Annotated in this window: 20 protein-coding genes and 2 pseudogenes; 10 read left to right on the forward strand and 12 right to left on the reverse strand. The window is 71.4% G+C overall.

The features are described from left to right. Positions 1–111: 111 nt before the first annotated feature. Positions 112–547 (forward strand): annotated as a pseudogene (locus ACFZDK_RS38595) (DUF6299 family protein). Between the two features lie 52 nt (positions 548–599). Here ACFZDK_RS38595 and ACFZDK_RS38600 read toward each other — a convergent pair. Beyond that, positions 600–1,472, reverse strand: coding sequence for an alpha/beta fold hydrolase (locus ACFZDK_RS38600; protein WP_390979542.1), 873 nt, complete (start codon positions 1,470–1,472; stop codon positions 600–602). A gap of 57 nt (positions 1,473–1,529) precedes the next feature. Here ACFZDK_RS38600 and ACFZDK_RS38605 point away from each other — a divergent pair, with 57 nt between their 5' ends. Beyond that, positions 1,530–3,521 carry a BTAD domain-containing putative transcriptional regulator gene (locus ACFZDK_RS38605; protein WP_390979544.1) on the forward strand — a complete coding sequence of 664 codons (1,992 nt, stop codon included), beginning with the start codon at positions 1,530–1,532 and terminating at the stop codon, positions 3,519–3,521. 96 nt (positions 3,522–3,617) lie between these two features. On the opposite strand, the gene ACFZDK_RS38610 is transcribed toward ACFZDK_RS38605, so the two are convergent. Genes ACFZDK_RS38610 through ACFZDK_RS38625 form a run of 4 tightly spaced genes read right to left on the reverse strand, consistent with a single transcriptional unit; the run spans position 3,618 to position 7,907 of the window. Further along, positions 3,618–4,484, reverse strand: coding sequence for a TIM barrel protein (locus ACFZDK_RS38610; RefSeq protein WP_390979546.1), 867 nt, complete (start codon positions 4,482–4,484; stop codon positions 3,618–3,620). Further along, complete coding sequence (locus ACFZDK_RS38615; protein WP_390979548.1) at positions 4,481–5,497, reverse strand: Gfo/Idh/MocA family oxidoreductase; 1,017 nt, start codon at positions 5,495–5,497, stop codon at positions 4,481–4,483. The genes ACFZDK_RS38610 and ACFZDK_RS38615 overlap by 4 nt, the downstream gene beginning before the upstream one ends. Before the next feature lie 18 nt (positions 5,498–5,515). Then, the gene (locus ACFZDK_RS38620; RefSeq protein WP_390979550.1) at positions 5,516–6,940 is read right to left on the reverse strand and encodes a sugar porter family MFS transporter; all 1,425 of its coding nucleotides are present in this window, start codon (positions 6,938–6,940) and stop codon (positions 5,516–5,518) included. A gap of 10 nt (positions 6,941–6,950) precedes the next feature. Continuing rightward, on the reverse strand, positions 6,951–7,907 hold the full coding sequence (locus ACFZDK_RS38625; protein WP_390979552.1) for a TIM barrel protein: 957 nt from the start codon (positions 7,905–7,907) through the stop codon (positions 6,951–6,953). 230 nt (positions 7,908–8,137) lie between these two features. Between ACFZDK_RS38625 and ACFZDK_RS38630 the strand changes: the two genes are divergently transcribed. Then, positions 8,138–9,163, forward strand: a complete 1,026-nt coding sequence (locus ACFZDK_RS38630; protein ID WP_390979554.1) for a substrate-binding domain-containing protein — start codon at positions 8,138–8,140, stop codon at positions 9,161–9,163. A gap of 3 nt (positions 9,164–9,166) precedes the next feature. On the opposite strand, the gene ACFZDK_RS38635 is transcribed toward ACFZDK_RS38630, so the two are convergent. After that, positions 9,167–10,171 (reverse strand): substrate-binding domain-containing protein, encoded by a 1,005-nt coding sequence (locus ACFZDK_RS38635; RefSeq protein WP_390979556.1) that lies wholly within the window; start codon positions 10,169–10,171, stop codon positions 9,167–9,169. 409 nt (positions 10,172–10,580) lie between these two features. Between ACFZDK_RS38635 and ACFZDK_RS38640 the strand changes: the two genes are divergently transcribed. Continuing rightward, positions 10,581–10,808 (forward strand): hypothetical protein, encoded by a 228-nt coding sequence (locus ACFZDK_RS38640; protein ID WP_390979558.1) that lies wholly within the window; start codon positions 10,581–10,583, stop codon positions 10,806–10,808. A 64-nt stretch (positions 10,809–10,872) separates the two neighbouring features. After that, positions 10,873–11,172, forward strand: coding sequence for a hypothetical protein (locus ACFZDK_RS38645; RefSeq protein WP_390979560.1), 300 nt, complete (start codon positions 10,873–10,875; stop codon positions 11,170–11,172). A gap of 20 nt (positions 11,173–11,192) precedes the next feature. Here ACFZDK_RS38645 and ACFZDK_RS38650 read toward each other — a convergent pair whose 3' ends face one another. From ACFZDK_RS38650 to ACFZDK_RS38660, 3 genes are read right to left on the reverse strand one after another with little or no spacing between them, the layout of a single operon-like run. Then, a complete protein-coding gene (locus tag ACFZDK_RS38650) occupies positions 11,193–12,563 on the reverse strand; it encodes an ATP-binding protein (protein ID WP_390979562.1) in 1,371 nt (456 codons plus the stop codon). After that, on the reverse strand, positions 12,560–13,222 hold the full coding sequence (locus ACFZDK_RS38655; RefSeq protein WP_390979564.1) for a response regulator: 663 nt from the start codon (positions 13,220–13,222) through the stop codon (positions 12,560–12,562). Before ACFZDK_RS38655 ends, ACFZDK_RS38650 begins: the two co-directional genes overlap by 4 nt. Positions 13,223–13,263: 41 nt before the next feature. After that, complete coding sequence (locus ACFZDK_RS38660; protein WP_390979566.1) at positions 13,264–13,941, reverse strand: VTT domain-containing protein; 678 nt, start codon at positions 13,939–13,941, stop codon at positions 13,264–13,266. 300 nt (positions 13,942–14,241) lie between these two features. On the opposite strand from ACFZDK_RS38660, the gene ACFZDK_RS38665 reads away from it, so the two are divergent. The 3 genes and pseudogenes from ACFZDK_RS38665 (at position 14,242) to ACFZDK_RS38675 (ending at position 17,157) form a co-directional block, all read left to right on the forward strand. After that, a complete protein-coding gene (locus tag ACFZDK_RS38665) occupies positions 14,242–15,030 on the forward strand; it encodes a hypothetical protein (RefSeq protein WP_390979568.1) in 789 nt (262 codons plus the stop codon). A gap of 165 nt (positions 15,031–15,195) precedes the next feature. Beyond that, positions 15,196–15,851 (forward strand): annotated as a pseudogene (locus ACFZDK_RS38670) (ion transporter); the annotation flags it as partial. 115 nt (positions 15,852–15,966) lie between these two features. After that, positions 15,967–17,157 carry an acyltransferase family protein gene (locus tag ACFZDK_RS38675; RefSeq protein WP_390979570.1) on the forward strand — a complete coding sequence of 397 codons (1,191 nt, stop codon included), beginning with the start codon at positions 15,967–15,969 and terminating at the stop codon, positions 17,155–17,157. Between the two features lie 43 nt (positions 17,158–17,200). Here ACFZDK_RS38675 and ACFZDK_RS38680 read toward each other — a convergent pair whose 3' ends face one another. Next, positions 17,201–17,758: a hypothetical protein gene (locus tag ACFZDK_RS38680; protein ID WP_390979572.1), complete on the reverse strand. Its 558-nt coding sequence runs from the start codon at positions 17,756–17,758 to the stop codon at positions 17,201–17,203. A 137-nt stretch (positions 17,759–17,895) separates the two neighbouring features. Beyond that, positions 17,896–18,894: a substrate-binding domain-containing protein gene (locus tag ACFZDK_RS38685; RefSeq protein ID WP_390979574.1), complete on the reverse strand. Its 999-nt coding sequence runs from the start codon at positions 18,892–18,894 to the stop codon at positions 17,896–17,898. 179 nt (positions 18,895–19,073) lie between these two features. Between ACFZDK_RS38685 and ACFZDK_RS38690 the strand changes: the two genes are divergently transcribed. Then, a complete protein-coding gene (locus ACFZDK_RS38690; protein WP_390979576.1) occupies positions 19,074–19,613 on the forward strand; it encodes a hypothetical protein in 540 nt (179 codons plus the stop codon). Between the two features lie 55 nt (positions 19,614–19,668). Here the strand turns inward: ACFZDK_RS38690 and ACFZDK_RS38695 are convergent, their stop codons facing one another. Next, complete coding sequence (locus ACFZDK_RS38695) at positions 19,669–21,198, reverse strand: UDP-N-acetylglucosamine 1-carboxyvinyltransferase (RefSeq protein ID WP_390979578.1); 1,530 nt, start codon at positions 21,196–21,198, stop codon at positions 19,669–19,671. Between the two features lie 414 nt (positions 21,199–21,612). Here ACFZDK_RS38695 and acnA point away from each other — a divergent pair, with 414 nt between their 5' ends. After that, entirely contained in the window at positions 21,613–24,327 is a 2,715-nt protein-coding gene (gene acnA / locus ACFZDK_RS38700) for an aconitate hydratase AcnA (RefSeq protein ID WP_390979580.1), read from the forward strand. Positions 24,328–24,429: the final 102 nt, after the last annotated feature.

Genomic DNA, 24,429 nt, shown 5'->3' on the forward strand with positions numbered 1-24,429 from the left:
CGCGGACGTCGAGCTCGCCGCATGACACCAGCAAGAGCGAATCACCCCAAACCCCGACAGGGGCGCCTTGACGAAGGACATAGAGGCACCCCCCGATCCGGGAAGGAAGCCATGCGCGTACGCCCTCTCCTCGCCGCGGCCCTCGGTTCCGCCGCTCTGCTGTGTGCCGCGGTCGGCCCCGCCACCGCCGCCCCCAACGAGTCCGTCACCGTCGACCGGACCGGACCGGACCGGCCGGCTCGCCGCCGACGGCACGGTCACGCTCTCCGGCACCTACACCTGCACCGGCGCCGCGGGCCCGGTGTTCATCAGCTCGTCGCTCAGCCAGGGCTCGCCGAACTACCGCCACGGCATCGGCGGCACCCGGGCCGTCTGCGACGGCGCCGAGCACCGTTGGGAGAACAGCGGCAAGGTGACCTCGGAGAAGCTGGAGCCCGGCGCGGCCCATGTCGAGGCCACGATCATGGAGCTGCGTTCCTCGGGCGGCCTGCCGCTGCCGTCCTTCCATGCCACCGGGCAGCAGGACGTCACCCTCTCCAAGGCCTGACACCCGGCCGAGGGCGGCCCGGCATCCCAGGGGTGCCGGGCCGCCCGCACGCTCAGCGGGAGAGCAGCTTCCCGATCGCCGCGGTCACCTCCTCCGGCGCCTCCTCCGCCATGAAGTGCCCGCAGGTCACCGTCCGGTGCTCCAGGTCCGGCGCCCAGGCCCGCCACAGCCCGGCCGCGTCGTAGCCGAGGGCGGCACCCCAGTCCTGCTGGAGCACGGTGACCGGCATCCGCAGCACGTTCCCGGCGGCCCGGTCGGCCCGGTCGTGCTCGGTGTCGACGCCCGCCGAGGCCCGGTAGTCGGCCACGATCGACGGCACCGCCGCCCGGCAGGCCGCGAGATAGGCGGCGCGGACGTCGGCGGGGATCGCCGAGGGCGTGCGGGACCACAGGTCCAGGAAGTGGCCGAAGAAGAGGTCCGGGGCCGCGCCGATCAACTGCTCGGGCAGACCCGGCGGTTGGGCCATCAGATACAGATGGAAGGCCACGGCGGCCGTGCTGCCGTGCAGCACCTCCCACATGTCCGGCGTCGGCAGGACGTCCAGCAGGGCCAGGTGCGTGACCGCGTCCGGGTGGTCGAGGCCGGCCCGGAACGCGACCAGCGCACCCCGGTCGTGCCCGGCCAGGGCGAACCGCTCATGACCCAGGGCCCGGGCGAGCGCCACGACGTCGGCGGCCATGGTCCGCTTCGCGTACGACGTCCCGTCCGCGTCGGCCGGCTTGTCGCTGGCGCCGTAACCGCGCAGGTCGGGGCAGATCACGGTGTGGTCGGCGGCGAGGTCGGCCGCCACGTGCCGCCACATCAGACGGGTCTGGGGGAAACCGTGCAGCAGCACGACGGGACTGCCGGTGCCGCCGACGGACGTGTGCAGGCAGACGCCGTCCGCGACCGGGACGCGGTGCTGCCGAAAACCGGGGATGTTCATGCGCCGAGGCTCCCGTGCCCGGATCAGCAGCCGATCAGCAGCACGTACGGTGGGCGGGTGAGCAGGGACAGGGACCAGGTCGCCTTCGGGGTGCTCGGGCCGGTCACGGCCGAGCACGACGGCGTGCCGCTCGCCCTGAAGGGCCCCCGGCACCGTGCCGTGCTGGCCCGGCTGATCGTCGCCCGCAAACGGGTCGTCCCTGTCGCCCGCCTGGTCGCCGACCTCTGGGAGGAGCCGCCGCCCACCGCCGTCGGTACCGTCCGCACCTTCGTGGGCGATCTGCGGCGCGCCCTCGAACCCGACCGCCCGCCCCGCACCCCCGCCCGGCTGCTGGTCACCGACGGCCCCGGCTACGCCCTGCGGGCACAGGCGGTGGACGCCTGGCGGTTCGAGACGGCCGTGGAGACGGCCGTCGAGGAGGAACCCGCGCGGGCCGTGCGGACGTTGCGGGCGGCCCTGGAGCTGTGGCGGGGACCCGCCTACGCCGAGTTCGCGGACGAGGCGTGGTGCGGGGCCGAGCGGGCGCGACTCGCCGAGCTGCGGCTGCGGGCGGTGGAACAGCGGGCCGGGGCGCTGCTGGCGGCGGGCCGGGCGGCCGAGGCGGTGCCCGATCTGGACGCCCACCTCACCGGGCACCCGTGGCGCGAGGAGGGCTGGCGGCTGCTGGCGCTCGCCCTGTACCGGACCGGCCGCCAGGGCGACGCCCTCACCGTGCTGCGCCGGGCCCGCGCCACCCTCGCCGACCAGCTCGGCGTCGACCCCGGCCCGGCCCTGCGCCGCCTGGAGGCCGACGTCCTCGCGCAGGACCCCGGCCTGGACGCGGAACGCGGCGCCACGGCGGCACGGGTGTGGTCCCGGGCGGCGGCGGCGTACGACCGTACCGTCGCCGCCGGTGCCCGGGCCCGGCTCGAATCGACCGTCGGCCTGCTGCGCACCCTCGCGGTGACCGGCTCCGGCGGACTGGCCGCCGCCCGGGAGCACCGGCTCGCCGCGATCACCGCGGCCGAGGAGGTCGGCGACCCGGACCTGACGGCCCGGGTCATCGGCGCCTACGACGTACCCGCGATCTGGACCCGCTCGGACGACCCGGCGGGCGCCGCCCGGATCGTCGAGGCCGCCGAACGGGCACTGGCCCGGCTCCCCGCCACCCCGGCCCAGGACGCGGCACGCTGCCGGCTGCTCGCCACCGTCGCCCTGGAGTCACGCGGCACCCGGTCGGCCCGGGCCCCGCAGGCCGCCGCCGAGGCGGAACGGCTCGCCCGCCGCCTGGACGATCCGGCCCTGCTCGCCTTCGCCCTCAACGGCGTCTTCATGCAGTCCTGCACCCGCTCCGGTCTCGCCCCACGCCGGGACACCATCGGCACCGAACTCGTCACCCTGGCCCAGCGCCACGGCCTGGTCGCCTACGAGGTGCTGGGCCACCTGATCCGGACACAGGCCCGTGCCGCCCTCGCCGACTTCACGACGGCCGACGAACACGCGGCGGCGGCCGACCGGCTGGCGGACCGTCATGAACTGCCGTTGGTACGGGTGTTCACGACCGGCTACCGGGCGGTGCGGCTGGCGGCGGAGGGGGAGGCCCGGCCGCCCCTTGCGAGCGGGGCCGTCGAAGACGCCTACCGCGAGGTCGACCGGCTGCTGGACGGGCCGGGGATGCCCGGGGTGCGCGACGGTCTGCTGCCGCTCGCGCTGCTCTGTCTCCGGCTGGCGGGGCGGCCGTACGGCATCCGGGACGCCATCGACCCGGACGCCGACTGGGGTCCGTACCTCCCCTGGATCCGGCCCGCGCTCGCCCTCGCCGCCGACGACGAAAGGGCAGCCCGCGACGCAGTGCGCCTCCTGCCCGAGCCCCCTGCCGACCTCGTGCAGGAGGCGCTGTGGTGCGTCGCGGCGGCCGCCGCCCTGGACCTCGGCGACCGTCCCGCCCTGCGCCGCTGCCTGGCGGCGCTACGCCCGGCCGCAGGCCAACTCGCCGGCGCGGGCAGCGGATTGCTGACGGCAGGCCCGGTCGACACCTGGCTGGCGGCGATCGAAGAGACTCTCCGCTAAGCAGCGCCCCCGAAGGGGCGCGGGGCACTGCGCGACCAGCCACGACGGCGCCGCTGCCGAACAACAACGCATCCCCCGGCACCCCCAGCGCAGCGCCTAAGCAGCCAGCTCCTTCGTGATGCGGTCCAGCATGAACGCCGAGGACTCGCGGGCCCGCTCCTCCCAGGCGAAGACACACGCGGTGGCGACGCCGTCGAAGTCCAGCTCGCGCAGGGTGCCGAAGAACGCGTTCCAGTCGACCTCGCCCTGGCCGATGTCCAGGTGCTGGTGGATCCGGGCCGTGGTGCCGGGCGGGTTGAGGATGTAGCGCAGCCCGCTGGAGCCCTTGTGGTTGAAGGAGTCCGCGATGTGCACATGCTGGAGCTTGTCACCGGCGTAACGCATCATCGCCGCGATGTCCGCCGTCGGGTCGGTGCCCGACAGGTGGAAGGAGTGCGGGGCGCAGTAGAGGTAGTTCACCCACGGCTTGTTGATCGCGCGGACCAGGTCGACCGCGGGGGTGTTCTCCTCGCAGAAGTCGTCCGGGTGCGCCTCCAGGTCGAGGGCGATGCCCTCGCGCTCGAAGAGGGGGAGGAGTTCCTCCAGCGAGCGCCAGAACGCGGCCTCGCTCTCGGCGGCCCGCTCCGGGCGCCCGTTGAACTCGCTGTTCATCAACGGGCATTCGAGGTCCGCCGTGATCTCGATCATCCGCTTCCAGTAGCGGACGGCCGCCTGCCGCTCCGTCTCGTCCGGGGAGGACCACTTGTACAGCGGCAGCACCGAGGAGAGCCGCACGCCGTGCCTGCGCAGGGAGTTCTTCAGTTCCGCGATGCGCTCGTCGTCCGCGCGCGGGTGCAGGAAGAACGGCATGAAGTCGTCGCGCGGCGACAATTCGATGTACTCGTAGCCGAGTTCGGCCACCGTGCGCACCATGTCGTCGATCGGCAGGGCGCGGAACATGTACGGGTCGAGGGCGATCTTCATGCGGTGCCTCCGTAGAAGGCCGGGCGGGGCTTGATGTCGGTGGCGACGACGCTGCCGGACTCCAGGGCCTCGACGGTCGCGGCGGTGATGACGGTGGCGGCGTAGCCGTCCCAGGCGGAGGGGCCGGTGGGTTCGTTGCCGGTGGCGAGGTCGGCGATCCACTCGCGGAACTCGGTGTCGAAGGCGTCGCGGAAGCGGCCGACCCAGTCGGTGAGGACGGCGGTGCTGTGCTGTGCGGCGGTGCGGACGCCGACCGCGGCCGGGTCGGGGAGCCGGACCAGGCCCTGCTCGCCGACGGTCTCGCACTGGATGTCGTAGCCGTACTGGCAGTTGACGAAGACCTCCAGGTCGATGCGGACGCCCTTGGCGGTCTCGAAGAGGATGATCTGCGGGTCCTTGAGGTGCTGGAACCGCTTGCTGGTCGCACGCGGCGTGATCACCTGGGTGGAGACGATCTCGTCGTCGAGGAGCCAGCGCAGTACGTCGACCTCGTGCACCGCCGTGTCCAGCGAGGCCATCTCGGAGGTGTACGACTCCGGGACGGTCGGGTTGCGGTGGGCGCAGTGCACGATCAGCGGCTCGCCGATCGTCCCCGCCTCGATGACCTGCTTCATCTGGCGGTAGCCGGCGTCGTAGCGGCGCATGAAGCCGACCTGGACCAGACGCCGGCCGTGGGCCTGCTCGGCCTCGACGATCCTCAGACAGTCCTCGGCGGTGGTGGCGAGGGGCTTCTCGCAGAAGACCGGCTTGCCGGCGGCGATCGCGTTGAGGACGTGCTCGGCGTGGGTGGGGCCCCAGGAGGTGACGAGGACGGCGTCGACGTCGTCCGCGGCGACCACGGCCGCGCCGTCGGGCAGCGCCCGCGCGCCGACCGGCTCGGCGGCCTCGGCGGCACGCGCCGGATCGATGTCGGTGACCGCGGTGACCTGGGCACCGGTGACGGTGTGGGTGAGGCGCCGGATGTGCTCCTTGCCGATCCAGCCGGCGCCGATCACTCCTACTCGAACAGTCATGGTGATTCCTTCACGTGGTCAGGAGAAGCGTGCGCGGAGCTCGGCTTCGAGGGTTTCGAGGGTGCGGCCCTTGGTCTCGGGGACGTAGAGCTTCACGAAGGTGAGCGAGAAGATGCCCGCCACGACGAACAGGAAGAAGGTGTTGGAGATCCCGACGGCGGCGACCAGCGACGGGAAGACCAGCCCGATCACGAAGTTGGTCAGCCACAGCACCACGGCCGCGACGCCCATCCCGAAGCCGCGCATCCGCATCGGGAAGATCTCGGAGAGCATCAGCCAGGTCACCGGGGAGATCGCGCCCTGCTGGAAGGCGAGGAAGGTGACCGTCATGGCGAGCACGGCGTAGGCCCGGCCGTCCCCGGCGGGCAGCACGAGCGAGAAGACACCGATGAGCAGCAGGGCGAGCGTGGTGCCGATCTGGCCGGTCATCAGCATGGGGCGGCGGTTGACGCGGCCGAGCAGCCAGATGCCGACGAAGGTGGCCAGCACCGAGATCACGCCGTTGGCGATGTTCGCGGTCAGCGCGGTGTCCGAGGCGAAACCGGCGTCCGAGAGGATCTGCGTGCCGTAGTACATGATCGTGTTGACGCCGGTGATCTGCTGCACGATCGCGATGCCGAAGCCGACGAACATCAGCTTGCGCAGCCACGGCGTGGCCCGCATGTCCTGCCAGCCGCCGAGCTTCTCCTGCTCCTCCTTCACGGCGAGCGCGGAGACCTCGGCCAGCTCGGCCTCCGCCCGCTGCTGGGAGCGGACCTGCTTCAGGACGTCCAGCGCCTCGGTGAAGCGGGTCTGGGAGGCCAGCCAGCGGGGGCTCTCCGGCATGACGAGCATGCCGAACCAGAGCACCACCGCCGGGATCGTGGCGATCACCAGCATCCAGCGCCAGATGCCGCCGGACTCGCTGCCCACGTTCGCGATGACCGCGTTGGAGGTGAAGGCCAGCAACTGCCCGCTGACGATCATCAGTTCGTTCCGGGTGACCAGGGCGCCGCGCCGCTCGGCGGGGGAGATCTCCGCGAGGTAGACCGGCACGGTCACCGAGGCGCCGCCGACCGCGAGGCCCAGCACGAAGCGGGCCACGATCATGACCGCGGTGGTCGGCGCGAGGGTGGCGCCGAGCGCGCCGACGAAGAACAGCACCGCGAGGGTGAGGATCGTACGGCGGCGGCCCCGCGCGTCCGAGAGGCGGCCGCCGGCCACCGCGCCGAGCGCGGCACCCAGCAACAGCGAGCTGGTGACCATGCCCTCGGTGACCGAGTTCAGCCCGAGGTCCTCGCTCATGTAGGGCAGGGCACCGTTGATGACACCGGTGTCGTAGCCGAAGAGCAGACCGCCGAAGGTGGCGATGATCGTGATGAGCCGCAGCCGCCGGGAGACCGCCGCGGAGGGCTGGTCGGTGACGGGGGCGGTGGCCTGAACCGTGTCGTCCCTGACGTTCATCGGCCGCCTCCTACCGGTTCGGGTTCAGGGTGGGCCGCCGGGTACCGGACAGACCGTGGCCGTTCAGGTACTCACGCGTGCTGGTGGCGATGGGCAGCGGCACCTCGGGGGCGCACGGGTAGAGGTCCTGCTCGACGATCACGAACAGCTCGGCGTCGAGCTTCGCCAGCTCCGCCACCACGTCGGCCGGGTTCGGCACACCGGCCGGCGGCGACACGCACACGCCCCGCTTCACGGCCTCGCCGAACCCGAGGTCCTCGGCCGCGACCTGGGCGAGCACCTCCGGGTCCATCTGCTTGATGTGGACGTAGCCGACGCGCTCGCCGAAGCGACGGATCAGGTCGACGTTGTCACCGCCGCCGTAGGCCACGTGTCCGGTGTCCAGGCACAGGTTCGTGTACCGGCCGTCCGACTCGTTGAGCAGCCGCTCGATCTCCGGCTGGGTCTGGATGTGGCTGTCCGCGTGCGGGTGGACGACCAGCCGTACGTCGTACTCGTCGAGCAGCAGCCTGCCCAGCCGGTCGGCGGCCTTGCCGAAGCCCGCCCACTGCTCGGCGGTCAGCTCGGGCGACTCGGTGAACGCGCCGGTCTTCTCGTCCCGGTACATCGGCGGGATGAGAACGAGGTGGTGCGCGCCGGCGGCCTGGGTCAGCGTGGCCACCTGGCGGACGTGGGCGAGCATCTCGTCCCAGGCCTCGGGGCGGTGCAGGGCGCCGAACGCGGTGCCGCCGGAGACCTTGAGCCCACGGGCGTCGAGCTCCTCCTTCAGCCGCTGCGGATCGGTGGGCAGGTAGCCGTACGGCCCGAGCTCGAACCACTCGTAGCCGGCCTGCTTCAGCTCGTCGAGGAAGCGGGTGTACGAAACCTGGTGCTCGTCCTCCGGGAACCAGATGCCCCAGGAGTCGGGCGCGGAGCCGAGGCACAGGTTGCCCACGGTGGTGCGGAGGGGGGATGGCGCCGTCGCCATGGTGTGTCCTTCGGGGAGACTCGGGGAGAGGGGACGGAGAGTTCTGCCGTGAGGAGGCTGCTGCGCTCTACTAGCGCGCTCTAGTGCGAGTACGATGACCCCTGTCCGAATGTCATGTCAATACCTTGTTGCCGGGGGATTTCCTGGAGCCGCCGAGCGCAGGGCCTAGGCTGGGGCTCCGTCGAAGGGTGGGTGCTCAGGTGGATGCAGCGGGGCGGCGGCGGCCGACGATGGCCGATGTCGCCGACAGGGCGGGGGTTTCCCGGGCGCTGGTGTCGATCGTGTTCCGCAACCAGCCGGGCGCGAGCCAGGAGACCCGTGAGCGGGTGCTGCGGGTCGCCGACGAGATCGGTTACCGGCCCGACAGCGCGGCCCGGCTGCTGGCCCGCGGGCGCAGCCGCACCCTCGGCGTGATGTTCACCGTGCACCAGACCTTCCACACCGACCTCATCGAGGGCATCTACCCGGAGGCCGAGCGGCTCGGCTACGACGTGCTGCTCTCGGCCGCCGCCCAGGGCCGCAGCGAGGAGAAGGCGGTCGAGGCGCTGCTCGGCCACCGCTGCGAGGCGCTGATCCTGCTCGGCCCCGAGACGGACCCCGCCTACCTCGACGGGCTCGGCCAGCGGGCCGTCACGGTGTCGGTCAGCCGCCGGGTGCCGCGGGCCCGGGTGGACTTCGTGCACAGTGCCGAGAGCAAGGGCGTCCGGCAGGCCATGGACTACCTGGTCGAGCTCGGGCACCGCAGGATCGTGCACATCGACGGCGGCCGGGGTCCCGGCTCGGCCGAGCGGCGGCGCTCCTACCGGGCCGCGATGCGCCGGCACGGTCTTGAGCCGGAGATCCGGGTGATACCGGGTGAGCACACCGAGCAGTCCGGTATCGAGACCGGACGGCTGCTGCTGGCGGAACGCGACCGCGGGCTGCCCCTGCCGACGGCGGTGCTGGCGGGCAACGACCGGTGCGCGATGGGCGTGCTGATGGCCATGACCCGCGCCGGTGTCGAGGTCCCCCGGGACATCTCGGTGGTCGGCTTCGACGACAGCCATCTCTCCCACCTCATGCCGGTCGGCCTCACCACCGTGCGGCAGGACGCGGGGCTGATGGCCGAGTACGCGGTGCGGTTCGCCGTGGAGCGGCTGGAGGACCCCGAACTGGAGCCGCGCGAGGCGGTGCTGGACCCGAAGCTGGTGGTACGCGGCACGAGCGGGCCGCCTCCCGAAGGGGACGGCCCGCATGCCCGGGCGCGTGCCGACTGAGCGTCAGCGGGTGCCGTTCGCGGCGAACTTGGCGATCGTGTCGGCGTTGTCCTTCGTGACGAACGCCGGGCCGGTCAGGACCGGGGCGGTGCCGCCGCCGCTGTAGTTGCCGTTGTTCTTGTACAGCCACAGGGCGTCGACCGCGAGGTAGCCCTGGAGGTACGGCTGCTGGTCGACGGCGAACTCGACGGAACCGTCCTGGATGGCGGAGACCAGGTCCTTGTTGAGGTCGAAGGTGGCGACCTTGGCCTTGCTGCCCGCGTCCTTGACGGACTGGATGGCGGTCAGGGCGATGGGGGCGCCGAGGGTGACGACCTGGTCGATCGAGGAGTCCTGCTGCAGCTTGGCGGTGATGGTGGACTTGACCGAGGGCATGTCGGTGCCGTTGACGTAGATCTTGTCGGTCTTGCCCTTGAAGCCCTTGGCCAGACCCGCGCAGCGGGCTTCCAGGGCGACCTGGCCCTGGGCCTGCACGACACAGAGCGCGTGCTTGGCGCCGAGCTTGTCGAGGCGTTCGCCGAAGGCCTCGCCCGCGATGTTCTCGTCCTGGCCGAAGTACTCCAGCATGCCGAGCTTCTTCCAGGCGTCCACACCGGAGTTGAAGCCGACGACGGGGATGCCGGCGGCCTCGGCCTTGGCGATGACGGACTTCAGGGCGTCGGGCGTGGCGGCGGTCAGGGCGATGCCGTCGACCTTCTGGTCGATCGCGTTCTGCACCAGGTTGGCCTGGTTGGCGGCGCTGGGATCGGCGGAGTAGACCAGCTTGATGTTGTCCTTGGCGGCGGCCGCGGCGGCGCCCTTGCGGATCAGGTCCCAGAAGGTGTCGCCGGGCTGGGCGTGGGTGATCATGGCCACGGTCATGCGGGGCGTGGACGCCTTGCCGGCGGACGCGGCCGCGCCGCTGTCCTCGGACTTCTTGCCGCCGGAGCTGCTGGAACAGCCCGTGGCGAGCAGGACGCCCGCGAGAACGGTGGCGGCCATGGCGGCGGCCCGGTGGTTTCTGTGCATGTCCCTTGCACCTCGCTGTGCGGTCTGGATCGGCTCTGGGGAGCGGAACGAGCGGGAGATATACGGGGCGGGAGAGAAGCGGTCCGCCGGTGGTGGCGGCTGCGGCACCGGCGGCCGACCGGGTGCCGCGCACGGGCGGGGACGGAGCTCCGTGCCGACGGCCAAGGGGTGCGGCCGCCGACGTCTGCTGCTGCGCTAGAGCGCTTTATTAGCGCGCTCTAGTGACACGTACTATGGGGCGGCCCCCAGGGGATGTCAATCACTTTGTCATGACGTTCCAACAAAGAGACCGAGCTGCCGCGCAAGCCGTTCAGGATGCGTTCAGGTCGGTTCTGTCAAGGTCGGTCGTGGTGGCCGTCTGCGCGCGGTCGCCCCGCGGTACGACGGAAACGGAACAGGGCCCTCCACCTTGGAACAGTCCGAAGTCCTCGCCGGTCCTGATGTCCCGGGCACGGCCGCGTCGGTGATGAGGAAACTGCCCGAGGTCACCCTCGCGTTCTGGATCATGAAGATCGCCGCGACCACCTTCGGTGAGACGGCCGGCGACCCCTTCTCCCAGACCCTGAAGCTGGGTTACTCGCCGTCCAGCTCAGGTCCCGCCGCTACAACCCGTTCTTCTACTGGACGGTCATCCTGAGGGCCTGGGCCTGGGTTACCCGGCCGGCGCGGCGATCCTCGTCTCCAACACCCTGGGCACCTCCATGGGCGACTTCCTGTCCGACAGCTCCGGTCTCGGTTATGCGGGCGGCGCGCTCCTGGTGACCGGGCTGCTCGCCGTACTGGTGGCCCTGATGAAGGTGCCCGTGGTGCCGAACGTCCTGCTGTTCTGGATCGCGTTCGTCCTCACCCGCCCGCTCGGCGCCACCGCGGGCGACTTCCTGACCAAGCCGGTCGCCAAGGGCGGTCTCGACCTCGGCACGGCCGGGTCCTCGGCCGTCCTGCTGGCGCTGCTGCTCGGCCTCATGGCCTATGCGCAGGTCCGGGAGCGCAGGGCCGGCTGAGAGTCTGCGGGGCGGCGGGCTCAGCCGGCGGGCAGGTCGGCCAGGAAACGCGCTCCGCCGGTGTGCCCGGGATCGTGGGACACCTCGCCGCCGACGGCGCGGGCCAGGCGCCGTGCGAGCGGCAGCCCGAGGCCCGCGCCGTCGTGCCCGTCGTCCTGGTCGGCGCGGCGGCCGGGCTGGAAGAGCTCGCCGAGGAACGCCTCCGGTACGCCGGGACCGTCGTCGGTGACGTCGATCCGCACCCCGTCCGGCAGCCGTCGCGCGGACACGGTCACCGTGGCGCGGGCGTGGCGGACCGCGTTGGCCAGCAGCGGGCTGACGATGCGTTCGAGGACGGCGGGGGTGACGCCCGCCTCCAGCGCCGGATCGCCGATGTCGACGACGGCCGTCACCCGGTCCTGCGGGCCGAGGTTCCCGACCAGCCGGCGCAGCACCGGGACGACCTGGGTGGTCCCCGGAGCCGTGCCGGCGCTCAGCGCGTCGTCGCGGGCGTCGTCGAGCAGGGTGTCGCAGATGGTCCGCATGGAGCGGGCGGCCTCGGCTATCACCTCGTGGGCGGCGCGGGTCTCGGCGGCGGAGCGCGGGCGGGCCCGCCACCAGTCGAGCTCGATCACGATCCGGGTGAGCGGGGTGCGCAGCTCGTGGGAGAGCTCACCGGTCAGCTGCCGCTCGTGCCGCAGCACGGTCCGGATGCGGTCGAGGAGCGCGTCCAACGAGGCGCCCAGGCGGGCGAGTTCGGCCGGCTGCCGGGCCGCGCCGAAACGCTCGGCGGAGCCGACGGCGCTCCACTCGGTGGCCTGGTCGGTCATGGTGCGCACGGGACGCAGCGCCCGCCCCACGGCCAGCCGGGTCAGCGCGTAGGTGCCCGCGAGCATGACGGCGTCCAGGACCAGGGACCCCACCAGCAGGGTGTCCGCCGAGTTGCGGTACGGCGCGAGATCCAGGGCCGTGACGACGGTGGCCGTACTGCGACGGCCGGTCACGGGGCGGGCGCAGAGCCGGACGAAGCGGGGGTTCGCGGTCTCCACGGTCCTGCAGCCGCCGTTCCGTCCCGCGGCGAGCCGGTCGGCGGCCCGGGTCAGGGTGGCGGCGGCCGCGGGCGGTTTCTCCAGAAGGCGGGTCCCGGTGTAGATCCAGGCGTTCGCGTCGAGGAGGCCGTCGTTGACGGTGTCCAGGATCCGTACCCGCCGGCCGCTGGTGTCGACGGTCGTGGCGACGGCGGCCGCGCGGGTGCGCAGTTCGTCGTCCGCCTGGTGCCGCAGATGCCGGTCCATCACGGTGGTGAACGCCACGGTCAGCACGGTGATCAGCAGTGCCGCGGTGGTCACCGCCACGAGCGAGAGCCGGCCGCGCAGGGTGCGGGGGGCCAGCTGCCGGAGCGGGGCGTTCATGAGAGCCGGTGGCCGATCCCGCGCGCCGTGCCCAGGCTCAGGTCGCTGCCCGCCTCGCGCAGCTTGCGGCGCAGCCGGCTCAGATACTGGTCGAGGGTGTTGTCGCTGACCTGGGCCCCGTCCGGCCAGGCGGCCCGGACCAGGTCACGGCGGCTCACCAGGGTGCCGCCGGCGGCGACGAGGGTGGCCAGCAGCCGGAACTCGGTGGGGGACAGGTCGACGTCCACGGCGCCGACGCGTGCCCGGTGCCGGGTGGCGTCGAGCACCAGGTCGCCGGCCGTGGCCATGGCCGGCGGGGCGGCCCGCTTGAGCGTGGCCCGCAGCCGGGCGACGAGTTCGGCGAGGTGGAACGGCTTGGGCAGGTAGTCGTCGGCCCCGGCGGAGAACCCGGACAGCCGGTCGGTGAGACCGTGGCGGGCCGTCAGGAAGATGATCGGGGCCGCGAAGCCGCCCGCACGCATGGCCTGGCAGACGTCCCGGCCGTCGGCGTCGGGCAGCCCGACGTCCAGGACGGCGGCGGCGATGCCGTGGTCGGTCAGCCGCAGGGCGGTGGCGCCGTCGGCGGCGGGCACCGGTTCGAAGCCCTCCTCGGCCAGGCCTCGGCGCAGCACGTCACGCAGGGCGTGATCGTCCTCGACGACAAGGATGCGGTGCGGCATGGCTCTCCGTCAGTCCTCCGGCCGTACCGCCGGCGCCCCGGTCACCTGTCCCCGCCCTCGGGCCGGGCGGTCCGGGCGGTTCGGCGGCCCCGGTACACCTCGGCGAGCAGCGGGAGCAGCGACACGACCACGATCAGCGCCACCAAAGGCAGCAGGTAGTGGTCGACGTTCGGGATCGAGGAGCCCAGCCCGTAGCCCGCGAGGGTGAGGCCCACGCTCCACAGGAGTCCGCCGACGGTCTGCCAGAGCGTGAACGTCCGTACCGGCACCTCCAGCGCGCCCGCCAGCGGATTGAGCACCGTCCGGACCACCGGCACGAACCGGGCCAGGACGATGGCCTTGGCGTACCCGTACCGCTCCAGCAGTTCCTCGGCGCGTTGGGCGCCCTCGCGCAGCCGCTGCGAGCGGCTGCGGGCCAGCAGGGTGGTGCCCGCCTTCCGGCCGAGCAGATATCCGCACTGCGCCCCGGCCAGCGCACCGGCCGCGGCCGCCAGGAGCAGCGGTCCCAGCGACAGGTGCACGGACCCCTCGGCGGTGCCCGTGCACAGCAGGCCGGCCGTGAACAGCAGGGAGTCGCCGGGCAGGAAGAACCCCACAAGCAGCCCGGTCTCGACGAACATCACCACCCCGACGCCCAGCACGCCGAAGGCCGCCAGCAGGGAATGGGCGTCGAGTACGTTCACGGCCAGCTGCGAGGCGGCGGCGATCGGTGTCGTCATGGACGGAGGGCCTCTCCTGGGAAGATCTGACAGGGTCACGGTCACACGAATGACTACAGTCCTGTAGACGTCTGCTGGCACTGTAGACGATCGCGCGGCACGGCGTGCGGCGACGGCCCGCCGCGGCCCGGAAACCCTCCTGCCTATCAGTACGCCCACCGGCCTGCCCAGGGTCTTCGCCGAGGCGTTCAGGTTGCGGTCAGGTTGGCCGCGCGCCGGTGAAACTCATGCACCAGAAGCCCCAAAACAATGGCAAAGGCATCTGTGGCACCGGGGATCCGCCGTGTCATCGTGCCGCTCATGACCACAGAGCACCTCCTCGACGACCGGCCCCGTGTTCCGCTCCGCGCCATGGCGAACAAGGTGCCGGAAGTGACCGTCTACTTCTGGATCATCAAGGTGCTCACCACCGGGATGGGCGAGACCGCCTCGGACCTGCTCGCCCACGTCCTCGGCCCGGTGCCCGCGGTCGCCCTCGGCGGTCTCGCGCTCGCGGTCTCGCTGGCCGTGCAGTTCGCCGTCCGCCGCTACATCGCCTGGGTCTACTGGACCGCCGTCGTCATGGTCAGTGTGTTCGGCACGATGGCCGCCGACGTCCTGCACATCGGCCTCGGCGTGCCCTACACGCTCTCCACGCCCTTCTTCCTCCTCGCGCTGACCGGGGTCTTCGCCCTCTGGTACGCCGTCGAGCGGACCCTGTCCATCCACAGCATCCGCACCCGCCGCCGCGAGGCCTTCTACTGGGCGGCCGTCCTCGCCACCTTCGCGCTCGGCACCGCCGCCGGCGACCTGACCGCCACCGCCGGCCTCGGCTACCTCGGCTCGGCGGTGCTCTTCGCCGTCGCGATCTGCGTGCCCGCGATCGCCCACCGGGCCGGCGCCCTCAACGCGGTGGCCGCCTTCTGGGCGGCCTACGTCATCACCCGCCCGCTCGGCGCCTCCCTCGCCGACTGGATGGCGGTCACCCGCGCCCGGAGCGGGCTCGGCCTCGGCCTCGGGCCGGTCACCCTCGCCTGGACGGTCGCCATCGTCTGCTTCGTCGGCTACCTCGCCGTCTCCCGCCGGGACACCGCCTCCGTCGCCGGTTGATCTACAGTGCTGTAGAAATTCCTCCGGGGAGTGATCACCGGACAAGCCCGCCTTCCGGCCGAGTCGGCCGGAAGGCGGTGTTCGTGCGACAAGGAGCCAGGGCACCACGAGCCGGAGCAGTACGACCAGACGAACGCCGTCGCGTTACGATCCGTCCGTCCGGACCTGGCACAGCGGTGCCGTGCCGTCACGGAATCCCGCCGGTTCGCCCTGACCGTCTTCGCCGTGATCCTCCTCAACGCCGTACTGCTGGGCGTGGAGACCTACTCCGGCCTGGTCGAACGGTGGCAGTTCCGGCTGCGCCTCGGCGCGCACGCCGACCGACCGCGGGACTTCCTCAAGGATCCCTGGAACCTCTTCGACCTCGCTGTGGTCCTCTGCGCCTTCCTGCCCGTCGTCCGCGAGAACGCCACCGTGCTCCGGCTGCTGCGGCTGGCCCGGGTGCTGCGCACCGCCCGCTTCCTGCCCCCACTGCGGATCGTGCTGGTCGCGGTGGCCCGCAGCCTGCCCGGCACGCTGAGCTTCCTGCTGGTCGGCGCGCTGCTGCCGTACGTGTACGCGAGGGTGGGCTGGGTCTTCTTCGGCCGCCACGACCCCGGCACTACGGCTCCATCGGCCGCGCCGTCCTCACCCTCTTCCTCCTGTTGACCCTGGACGGCATCGGCGACGCGGTCCACGCGGGCCTGGAGATCTCCCGCTGGAGCCTCGTCTCCTACGCCTCGTACGTCCTCATCGCCTCCTTCTTCCTGGTCAACGTCCTGATAGGCGTGGTCATCACCTCCCTCGACGAGGCCCGGGAGATGGAGCTCGGCGCCCCGCCGGAACAGCGGGACCACCACGCGGACCTGACCGGCCGTTGAACAGCCGGGCCGCAGGCCACGTACCAGTCGCCGTGGACGGCGCGGTGCTGCCCGGAAAAGGGGTCGGACGATTTCCGTGGATTCGAGTCGCCCGGTCGGCAGCGCTCTCGACCTGGCACCCCCGGTGCCCCGGGAGGAGGCGGAGAGCGGAGCGCGGGTCCGTCGGCAGGTGGCCGGCCTCGACGGTCTCCGTGGCCTGGCGGCGCTCTACGTGGTCCTCTTCCACTGCTGGCTGTACACCTTCCCCGGCTACCCGGACAGTTCGGCGCCCTTCTGGCTCGACGGGCTGATGTTCGGGCGCCTCGCCGTCGTCTTCTTCCTGGTGCTGTCCGGGTTCTCGCTGGCGATCTCCCCGGCACGGCACGGCTGGCGGACGGCCGGCGTCGGCGAGTTCCTGCGACGGCGCGCCTGGCGCATCCTGCCCCCGTACTGGGCCGCACTGGCCCTGAGCCTGGCCGTCTCGTGGTTCGTCGTACCGGCCTCGCACTTCGGGCCGCCCACCGGCGCGACGGTTCTCGTGTACGGCCTCGTCGCCCAGGACCTGTTCACCGCCCCGACACCGAACGGCGCGTTCTGGTCGATAGGCGTGGAGGCCGAGCTCTATCTGCTCTTCCCCCTCCTCCTGTTCCTCCGCCGGCGCCGGGGTGCCGTGGTCCTGGCCGTGTGCGTGACGCTTCCGGTGGTCGCCGGTGGGCTGATGGCGGCGCAAGCGAACCCGGTGGAGGGCGACAACTGGCTCGCCCCGCACCTCGCCCCCGTGTTCGCCGCGGGGGTGATCGGCGCGGGCATCGTCACCGCGTCGGACCGGGTCCGACGCCTGCCGTGGGGATGGCTCGCGGCCCTCGCCGCGCTGCCCGTGGCGGCCCTCGGCGTCCTCCGGGGCTCCGTCTGGACGGTGAACCACTACTTCTGGATCGACCTCGCCATCGCCCCCGCCATGACGATGCTGCTCGCCGCCGTCGCCACCGGCCGGCCCGCCGTTCTCGTACGGCTCCTGACCGCCCGTCCCGTGCACCGCCTCGGCGGCTTCTCCTACAGCCTCTACCTGATCCATCTGCCGATCGTCATGGCCGTGATCCGCCGCGTGGCCCCGCACTTCGTCGCGCGCGGACTGCCCACCTTCTGCTTCACGCTCGCCGTGGCCCTGCCGGTCTCCGTGCTCGGGGCGTGGCTGTTCGCGAAGGTCTTCGAGACACCGTTCAAGCGGAACAGGTCCTGGAAGTCCCTGCTCGCGCCGGGGAGTTTCCGCGGGGAACCGACGGTGTGACGTCCCCCGCGGTCACCGGGCCGCGGTCACCGGGCCGCGGGCGTCAGCCCGTCGCGGCCGACTTCTGCCCGGACGGGGTGACGGCGTACCACGCGCCGTCCTTCCCCTGGCCGTTGACCTGTCCGGCCGCCGTGTCGCCGACGTACCGGTAGAGCGGCCAGCCGGAAAGGGTGAGCTGGGTCCGGCCGTTGCGGTGCACCGTGCCGAGGAGGCTCTTGTCCACTCCCGTGGTCTGCACCGAGTCCTGCACGATCACCGGGATCCAGGTCTTCGTGCACGCCCCGGAGCATGTCCACTTGGACGGGTTCGGCTCGTCCTTGTCGTAGCGGTAGAGGGTGAGCCCCTGGTCGTCGGTGACGATGCTGCCGATGCCCTGGGCCGCCACGGCCGTCACCCCGGCGGTCGTGCCCGGCTGCCCGCTCCCGGAGCCGGCGCTGCTGCCGGTCGCGGCCGGAGCGGAGGTCGCGGGGGCCGAGGTGGCCGGCGCGACCGGGGCGGCGGCCCCGGCGGTACCGGAGTCGTCGGACGAACCGCACGCCCCCAGCAGGCAGCTGGCGGCGAGCCCTGCGGCGAGGCTCAGGACGATGCGTCGCGAGATCAAGGAGGTGCCCTTCGTCGGGAGTCGCGGTCACTCGCCTCCCTAGTACGTGGACCGGCTCCCGCCCTCTCAGCCACCGAGATCACGTGACGCAGTCTTGACCATCGCCCCTCCCGCCCACCGGAGCGCGGTCCGGCTCCTCAGTCCGCCTTCGGCGGCGCGGTGCTCGCGCGGATCACCAGCTCGGGGTCGAAGAGGAGTTCGCCGACGGGGACCTCGCGGTTGCCCAGCAGCGCGAGGACGCTACGGGCCACCTCGGGGGCGAGCCGGTCGGCCGGCTGCCGGACCGTGGTGAGCGGCGGATCGACGAAGTCCATGATCAGGGAGCCGTCGTAGCCGACGACCGAGACGTCCCCCGGGACGTCGTACCCCTGCCGGCGTGCGCCGCGGATCGCGCCCAGGGCCATGTAGTCGCTGGCGGCGACGACGGCCGTGGCGCCACGGCCGAGGAGCGAGACCGCGGCGGACTGGCCGCCCTCGACGGTGTACGACTGCCGGACCACCCACTGCTCCGGATCCGCGATGCCGCGCCGGGCGAGCGAGGCGACGAAGCCGTCGACCCGGCGGTCGGCCGGACGGTTGCCGACCGGCCCCGAGGCCATGCCGATGCGGCGGTGCCCGAGCCGGTACAGGTGGTCGACGGCGAGTTCGGCGGCCAGCAGGTCGTCGGTGGAGAAGACCGGGGCGTCGTATCCGCCCTCGAACCGGCCGTTGATCCCGACAAAGGGAATCCTGCGGGAGCGCAGCAGTTCGTACGCCTCAGGGTCCGCGTCCTCGATCGTGTTGCTGGCGGAGAGGAAGACGACGGCGGCGACACCCCGGTCGGCGAGGGAGGTCAGGTAGTCCGGTTCCTGCACTCCGCCGGGGAAGCACGGGCACACGATCGTCTTCAGACCGTGCGGGGCGAGGGTGGACTCGATCCGCTCGCACATGTCGGCGAAGAACGGGTTGGAGACCAACTCGGTGATGATCGCCACGAGTTGGCCCCGGGTCTGCCGCTCGTACCCCAGGTCGGCCATGGCCCGCTCGACCGCCTCGCGGGTCTTGCGCGACACCCCCTGGCGCCGGTTGATGACCCGGCTGACCGTGGCCTCGCTGACCTGCGCCCGGTCCGCGACCTCGGTGATGCCGACCTTCATGCGGTTCCCTCCGTCGGTCCCCTTCTCCGGCTTGCAAGATTAGGGTGAAAACTCTCAGTTCTGTACGGCATGGGGAATCGCAGCGTCGTACCACAAGGAACTGCTGCATGCCGCACAACCTTCTGGAAAGCCGCGAGTCTGACCAAACACACACCTACGCGAACTACCGGGGGGTAGCCATGCGACGGATAGGTACAGCAGTGGTCGCGATGATGCTGGCGGGTGGCGGCCTGCTGGCCGGCACGGTTCCGGCGGTGGCCGCGCCGACGGCGGTGGACTGCGCCGTGACATGGGGAAGCCTGGCCAAGACCGGCGACTCCGCGGCCTCCAGGCGGCTGACCGACGTACGGACCGGACAGCACGAGTGCTTCGACCGTCTGGTCTTCGACGCCCAGGGCACGTCGGCCGACCCGATCGGCTACACCGTCCGCTACGTCGACGTACTGCACCAGGACCCGAGCGACGCCGTGATTCCGATCAAGGGCGGAGCCATCCTGGAGATCTCGCTGTTCGCCCCGCGCTACGACCCGGCGACCGGAACGCCCTACCCGCCGCTTCCGTCCGTCGACGTCACCGGGTACCGGACCTTCCGGGAGTTCAAGATCACCGGCGGCTCCGAGGGCTACACCCAGGCCGGACTGGGCGTCCGCGCCCGGCTGCCGTTCCGCGTCTTCCAGACCGCCAACCACCTCGTGGTGGACGTCGCCCACACCTGGTGAGTACGACGAGTGCCGCCGCGCCCCTTCGGAGGTGGGGCGCGGCGGCACTCGCGCGTCAGATGTCCCGGAAGATCTCGATCTGCGCCCCGATGGTGTTCAGGCGCTCCGCGAGGTCCTCGTAGCCGCGGTTGATGACGTACACGTTGCGCAGCACGGAGGTGCCCTCGGCCGCCATCATGGCGAGCAGGACGACCACCGCGGGACGCAGCGCCGGCGGGCACATCATCTCGGCGGCGCGCCAGCGGGTCGGGCCCTCGACCAGCACCCGGTGCGGGTCCAGGAGTTGCAGGCGGCCGCCGAGGCGGTTCAGGTCGGTCAGGTAGATCGCCCGGTTGTCGTAGACCCAGTCGTGGATCAGGGTCTTGCCCTGCGCGACCGCCGCGATGGCCGCGAAGAACGGCACGTTGTCGATGTTCAGGCCCGGGAACGGCATCGGGTGGATCTTGTCGATCGGCGCCTCCAGCTTGGAGGGGCGGACCGTGAGGTCGATCAGGCGGGTACGGCCGTTGTCCGCGAAGTACTCGGGGCTGCGGTCGTGGTCGAGTCCCATCTCCTCCAGGACCGCCAGCTCGATCTCCAGGAACTCGATCGGCACCCGGCGCACCGTCAGCTCCGACTCCGTCACCACCGCCGCGGCCAGCAGGCTCATCGCCTCGACCGGGTCCTCGGAGGGGGAGTAGTCCACGTCCACGTCGATGTTCGGGACGCCGTGCACGGTCAGCGTGGTCGTGCCGATGCCCTCGACCTTGACGCCGAGCGCCTCCAGGAAGAAGCAGAGGTCCTGGACCATGTAGTTGGAGGAGGCGTTGCGGATGACGGTGACGCCGTCGTGGCGCGCGGCGGCCAGCAGCGCGTTCTCGGTCACCGTGTCGCCGCGCTCGGTCAGCACGATCGGGCGGTCCGGGCGGATCGCGCGGTCGACCCGCGCGTGGTACTGCCCCTCGGTCGCCGCGATGTCCAGCCCGAACCGGCGCAGCGCGATCATGTGCGGCTCGATGGTCCGCGTGCCGAGGTCGCAGCCGCCGGCGTACGGCAGCTTGAAGTGGTCCATGCGGTGCAGCAGCGGGCCGAAGAACATGATGATCGAGCGGGTGCGTACGGCGGCCTCCGCGTCGATCGACGCCATGTCGAGGTCGGCCGGCGGCACCAGCTCCAGGTCGACGCCGTCGTTGATCCAGCGGGTGCGCACGCCGATGGAGTTGAGCACCTCCAGCAGGCGGTACACCTCCTCGATCCGCGCCACCCGGCGCAGCACCGTGCGCCCCTTGTTGAGCAGCGAGGCGCACAGCAGGGCCACGCACGCGTTCTTGCTGGTCTTGACGTCGATCGCGCCGGACAGCCGGCGACCGCCGACCACCCGCAGATGCATCGGGCCCGCGTAGCCCAGTGAGACGATCTCGCTGTCCAGGGCTTCACCGATTCGAGCGATCATCTCAAGGCTGATGTTTTGATTGCCGCGCTCGATGCGGTTGACAGCGCTCTGACTGGTGCCGAGCGCCTCCGCGAGCTGTGCCTGTGTCCAGCCGCGGTGTTGCCGGGCGTCACGGATGAGCTTGCCGATGCGTACGAGGTAGTCGTCTGACATGAGACCGAGGTTATCTCAGATATGAGATGGGGCCCGGCAAGGGGGGCCGTTCAGGTGACAGGCCGTCAACGGGACCCTGCGGCAGGGCTGGTCGGGATCGGAATGTCCGGTGTGTCGTCGTATGTGGCAGTGTCGGTCGGGTCATGAGGAGGATCCGTGCCCCGGTGGCCGGATCGGCCTCCTCCGGCTCTTCTTCTCCGTGGCGCGGCGTTGAAACTCCGTCGGACGGCGGTCCGGGCATGACCATCCGGCCCCTGTGTACTAGAGTTATCTCGACATCGAGATATCTGCCAGGCGCACCGTGACCGCCACCCCAGTGAGGGTTACCTAACTTAGCCTTACCTTAGTGGATCGGCCAAGTCGGCGTGGCGGCAGGATCGTGGTGGTACGCGCACATCAATGAAGGAGACTGTCGTGTCGGCGAACAGCTTCGACGCCCGCAGCACGCTGCAGGTGGGCGACGAGTCGTACGAGATCTTCCGGCTGGACAAGGTGGAAGGCTCGGCTCGCCTTCCGTACAGCCTGAAGGTGCTGCTGGAGAACCTGCTCCGCACGGAGGACGGCGCGAACATCACCGCCGACCACATCCGCGCCCTCGGCGGCTGGGACTCGCAGGCCCAGCCCAGCCAGGAGATCCAGTTCACGCCGGCCCGCGTGATCATGCAGGACTTCACCGGCGTCCCCTGTGTCGTGGACCTCGCCACCATGCGTGAGGCCGTGAAGGAGCTCGGCGGCGACCCGGCGAAGATCAACCCGCTGGCCCCGGCCGAGCTGGTCATCGACCACTCCGTCATCGCCGACAAGTTCGGCACCAACGACGCCTTCAAGCAGAACGTCGAGCTGGAGTACGGCCGCAACAAGGAGCGCTACCAGTTCCTGCGCTGGGGCCAGACCGCGTTCGACGAGTTCAAGGTCGTCCCCCCGGGCACCGGCATCGTCCACCAGGTGAACATCGAGCACCTGGCCCGCACGGTGATGGTCCGGGGCGGGCAGGCCTACCCCGACACCCTGGTCGGCACCGACTCGCACACCACCATGGTCAACGGCCTCGGCGTCCTCGGCTGGGGCGTCGGCGGCATCGAGGCCGAGGCCGCGATGCTCGGCCAGCCGGTCTCGATGCTCATCCCGCGTGTCGTCGGCTTCAAGCTGACCGGTGAGCTGAAGCCGGGCACCACCGCCACCGACCTCGTCCTCACGATCACCGAGATGCTGCGCAAGCACGGCGTCGTCGGCAAGTTCGTCGAGTTCTACGGCGAGGGCGTGGCCGCCACCTCCCTCGCGAACCGCGCGACCATCGGCAACATGTCGCCGGAGTTCGGCTCCACCGCCGCGATCTTCCCGATCGACGGCGAGACCCTGAACTACCTGCGCCTGACCGGCCGCTCCGACCAGCAGGTCGCCCTCGTCGAGGCGTACGCCAAGGAGCAGGGCCTCTGGCTGGACCCGAAGGCCGAGCCCGACTTCTCCGAGAAGCTGGAGCTGGACCTCTCGACGGTCGTCCCGTCGATCGCCGGCCCGAAGCGCCCGCAGGACCGTATCGTCCTCGCCAACGCGGCCGAGCAGTTCAAGAGCGACGTGCGCAACTACGTCGACACCGCCGACGAGGCGGGCAAGGAGTCCTTCCCGGCCTCCGACGCCCCGGCCACCATCAACGGCGTCCCGTCCAACCCGGTCACCGTGACCGCCCTCGACGGCACGACCTACGAGATCGACCACGGCGCGGTCACCGTCGCCGCGATCACCTCCTGCACCAACACCTCGAACCCGTACGTCATGGTCGCCGCCGCGCTCGTCGCGAAGAAGGCCGTGGAGAAGGGCCTGACCCGCAAGCCGTGGGTCAAGACCACCCTCGCCCCGGGTTCCAAGGTCGTCACCGACTACTTCGAGAAGGCGGGCCTGACCCCGTACCTCGACAAGGTCGGCTTCAACCTGGTCGGCTACGGCTGCACCACCTGCATCGGCAACTCCGGCCCGCTGCCGGAGGAGGTCTCCAAGGCGGTCAACGACCACGACCTGGCCGTGACCGCGGTCCTCTCCGGCAACCGGAACTTCGAGGGCCGGATCAACCCCGACGTGAAGATGAACTACCTGGCCTCCCCGCCGCTGGTGGTCGCCTACGCGCTCGCGGGCTCCATGAAGGTGGACATCACCAAGGACGCCCTCGGCACCGACCAGGACGGCAAGCCGGTCTACCTGGCCGACATCTGGCCGACCGAGGCCGAGGTCAACGAGGTCGTCGCCAACGCGATCGGCGAGGACATGTTCAACAAGTCCTACGCCGACGTCTTCGCCGGTGACGCCCAGTGGCAGTCGCTGCCGATCCCGACCGGCAACACCTTCGACTGGGACCCGCAGTCGACCTACGTCCGCAAGCCCCCGTACTTCGAGGGCATGCAGCACGAGCCGTCGCCCGTCACCGACATCGCCGGCGCCCGCGTCCTCGCCAAGCTCGGCGACTCGGTCACCACCGACCACATCTCGCCCGCCGGCGCCATCAAGGCCGACACCCCGGCCGGCAAGTACCTCACCGAGCACGGTGTGGAGCGTCGTGACTTCAACAGCTACGGCTCCCGCCGAGGCAACCACGAGGTCATGATCCGCGGCACGTTCGCCAACATCCGCCTGCGCAACCAGATCGCGCCGGGCACCGAGGGCGGCTACACCCGCGACTTCACCCAGGCGGACGCGCCGGTGGCGTTCATCTACGACGCCTCCCGCAACTACATCGAGCAGGGCATCCCGCTGGTCGTCCTGGCCGGCAAGGAGTACGGCTCCGGCTCGTCCCGCGACTGGGCCGCCAAGGGCACCGCGCTGCTCGGCGTCAAGGCCGTCATCGCCGAGTCGTACGAGCGCATCCACCGCTCGAACCTCATCGGCATGGGCGTCCTCCCGCTCCAGTTCCCGGAGGGTGCCACCGCCGAGTCCCTCGGTCTGACCGGCGAGGAGACCTTCTCCTTCACCGGTGTCGAGGAGCTCAACAACGGCACCACCCCGCGCACGGTCAAGGTCACCACCGACACGGGCGTCGAGTTCGACGCGGTCGTCCGGATCGACACCCCCGGTGAGGCCGACTACTACCGCAACGGCGGCATCATGCAGTACGTGCTGCGCAGCCTGATCCGCAAGTAAGCAGCCTGATCCGCGAGTGAGCGGAAGAGGCCTGTGAGGGCCGCGTCCCCGGTCAACGGGGGCGCGGCCCTTCGCCTTTCCCGCCGCTGCCGGTGCGCGTTG

The organism is Streptomyces sp. NPDC007901 (genome assembly GCF_042959465.1).
Classification (GTDB): Bacteria; Actinomycetota; Actinomycetes; order Streptomycetales; family Streptomycetaceae; genus Streptomyces.

What these genes read in the sequence shown, in the direction of transcription:
- ACFZDK_RS38695 (WP_390979578.1), bottom strand. Translation starts at nt 21,198, where the DNA reads ATGTCAGACGACTACCTCGTACGCATCGGCAAGCTCATCCGTGACGCC.
- ACFZDK_RS38650 (WP_390979562.1), bottom strand. Translation starts at nt 12,563, where the DNA reads ATGAACGCCCCGCTCCGGCAGCTGGCCCCCCGCACCCTGCGCGGCCGG.
- ACFZDK_RS38655 (WP_390979564.1), bottom strand. Translation starts at nt 13,222, where the DNA reads ATGCCGCACCGCATCCTTGTCGTCGAGGACGATCACGCCCTGCGTGAC.
- ACFZDK_RS38625 (WP_390979552.1), bottom strand. Translation starts at nt 7,907, where the DNA reads ATGGCGACGGCGCCATCCCCCCTCCGCACCACCGTGGGCAACCTGTGC.
- ACFZDK_RS38615 (WP_390979548.1), bottom strand. Translation starts at nt 5,497, where the DNA reads ATGACTGTTCGAGTAGGAGTGATCGGCGCCGGCTGGATCGGCAAGGAG.
- ACFZDK_RS38660 (WP_390979566.1), bottom strand. Translation starts at nt 13,941, where the DNA reads ATGACGACACCGATCGCCGCCGCCTCGCAGCTGGCCGTGAACGTACTC.
- ACFZDK_RS38645 (WP_390979560.1), top strand. Translation starts at nt 10,873, where the DNA reads ATGGGCGACTTCCTGTCCGACAGCTCCGGTCTCGGTTATGCGGGCGGC.
- ACFZDK_RS38685 (WP_390979574.1), bottom strand. Translation starts at nt 18,894, where the DNA reads ATGAAGGTCGGCATCACCGAGGTCGCGGACCGGGCGCAGGTCAGCGAG.
- ACFZDK_RS38600 (WP_390979542.1), bottom strand. Translation starts at nt 1,472, where the DNA reads ATGAACATCCCCGGTTTTCGGCAGCACCGCGTCCCGGTCGCGGACGGC.
- ACFZDK_RS38635 (WP_390979556.1), bottom strand. Translation starts at nt 10,171, where the DNA reads ATGCACAGAAACCACCGGGCCGCCGCCATGGCCGCCACCGTTCTCGCG.
- ACFZDK_RS38620 (WP_390979550.1), bottom strand. Translation starts at nt 6,940, where the DNA reads ATGAACGTCAGGGACGACACGGTTCAGGCCACCGCCCCCGTCACCGAC.
- ACFZDK_RS38630 (WP_390979554.1), top strand. Translation starts at nt 8,138, where the DNA reads ATGGCCGATGTCGCCGACAGGGCGGGGGTTTCCCGGGCGCTGGTGTCG.
- ACFZDK_RS38610 (WP_390979546.1), bottom strand. Translation starts at nt 4,484, where the DNA reads ATGAAGATCGCCCTCGACCCGTACATGTTCCGCGCCCTGCCGATCGAC.
- ACFZDK_RS38665 (WP_390979568.1), top strand. Translation starts at nt 14,242, where the DNA reads ATGACCACAGAGCACCTCCTCGACGACCGGCCCCGTGTTCCGCTCCGC.
- ACFZDK_RS38690 (WP_390979576.1), top strand. Translation starts at nt 19,074, where the DNA reads ATGCGACGGATAGGTACAGCAGTGGTCGCGATGATGCTGGCGGGTGGC.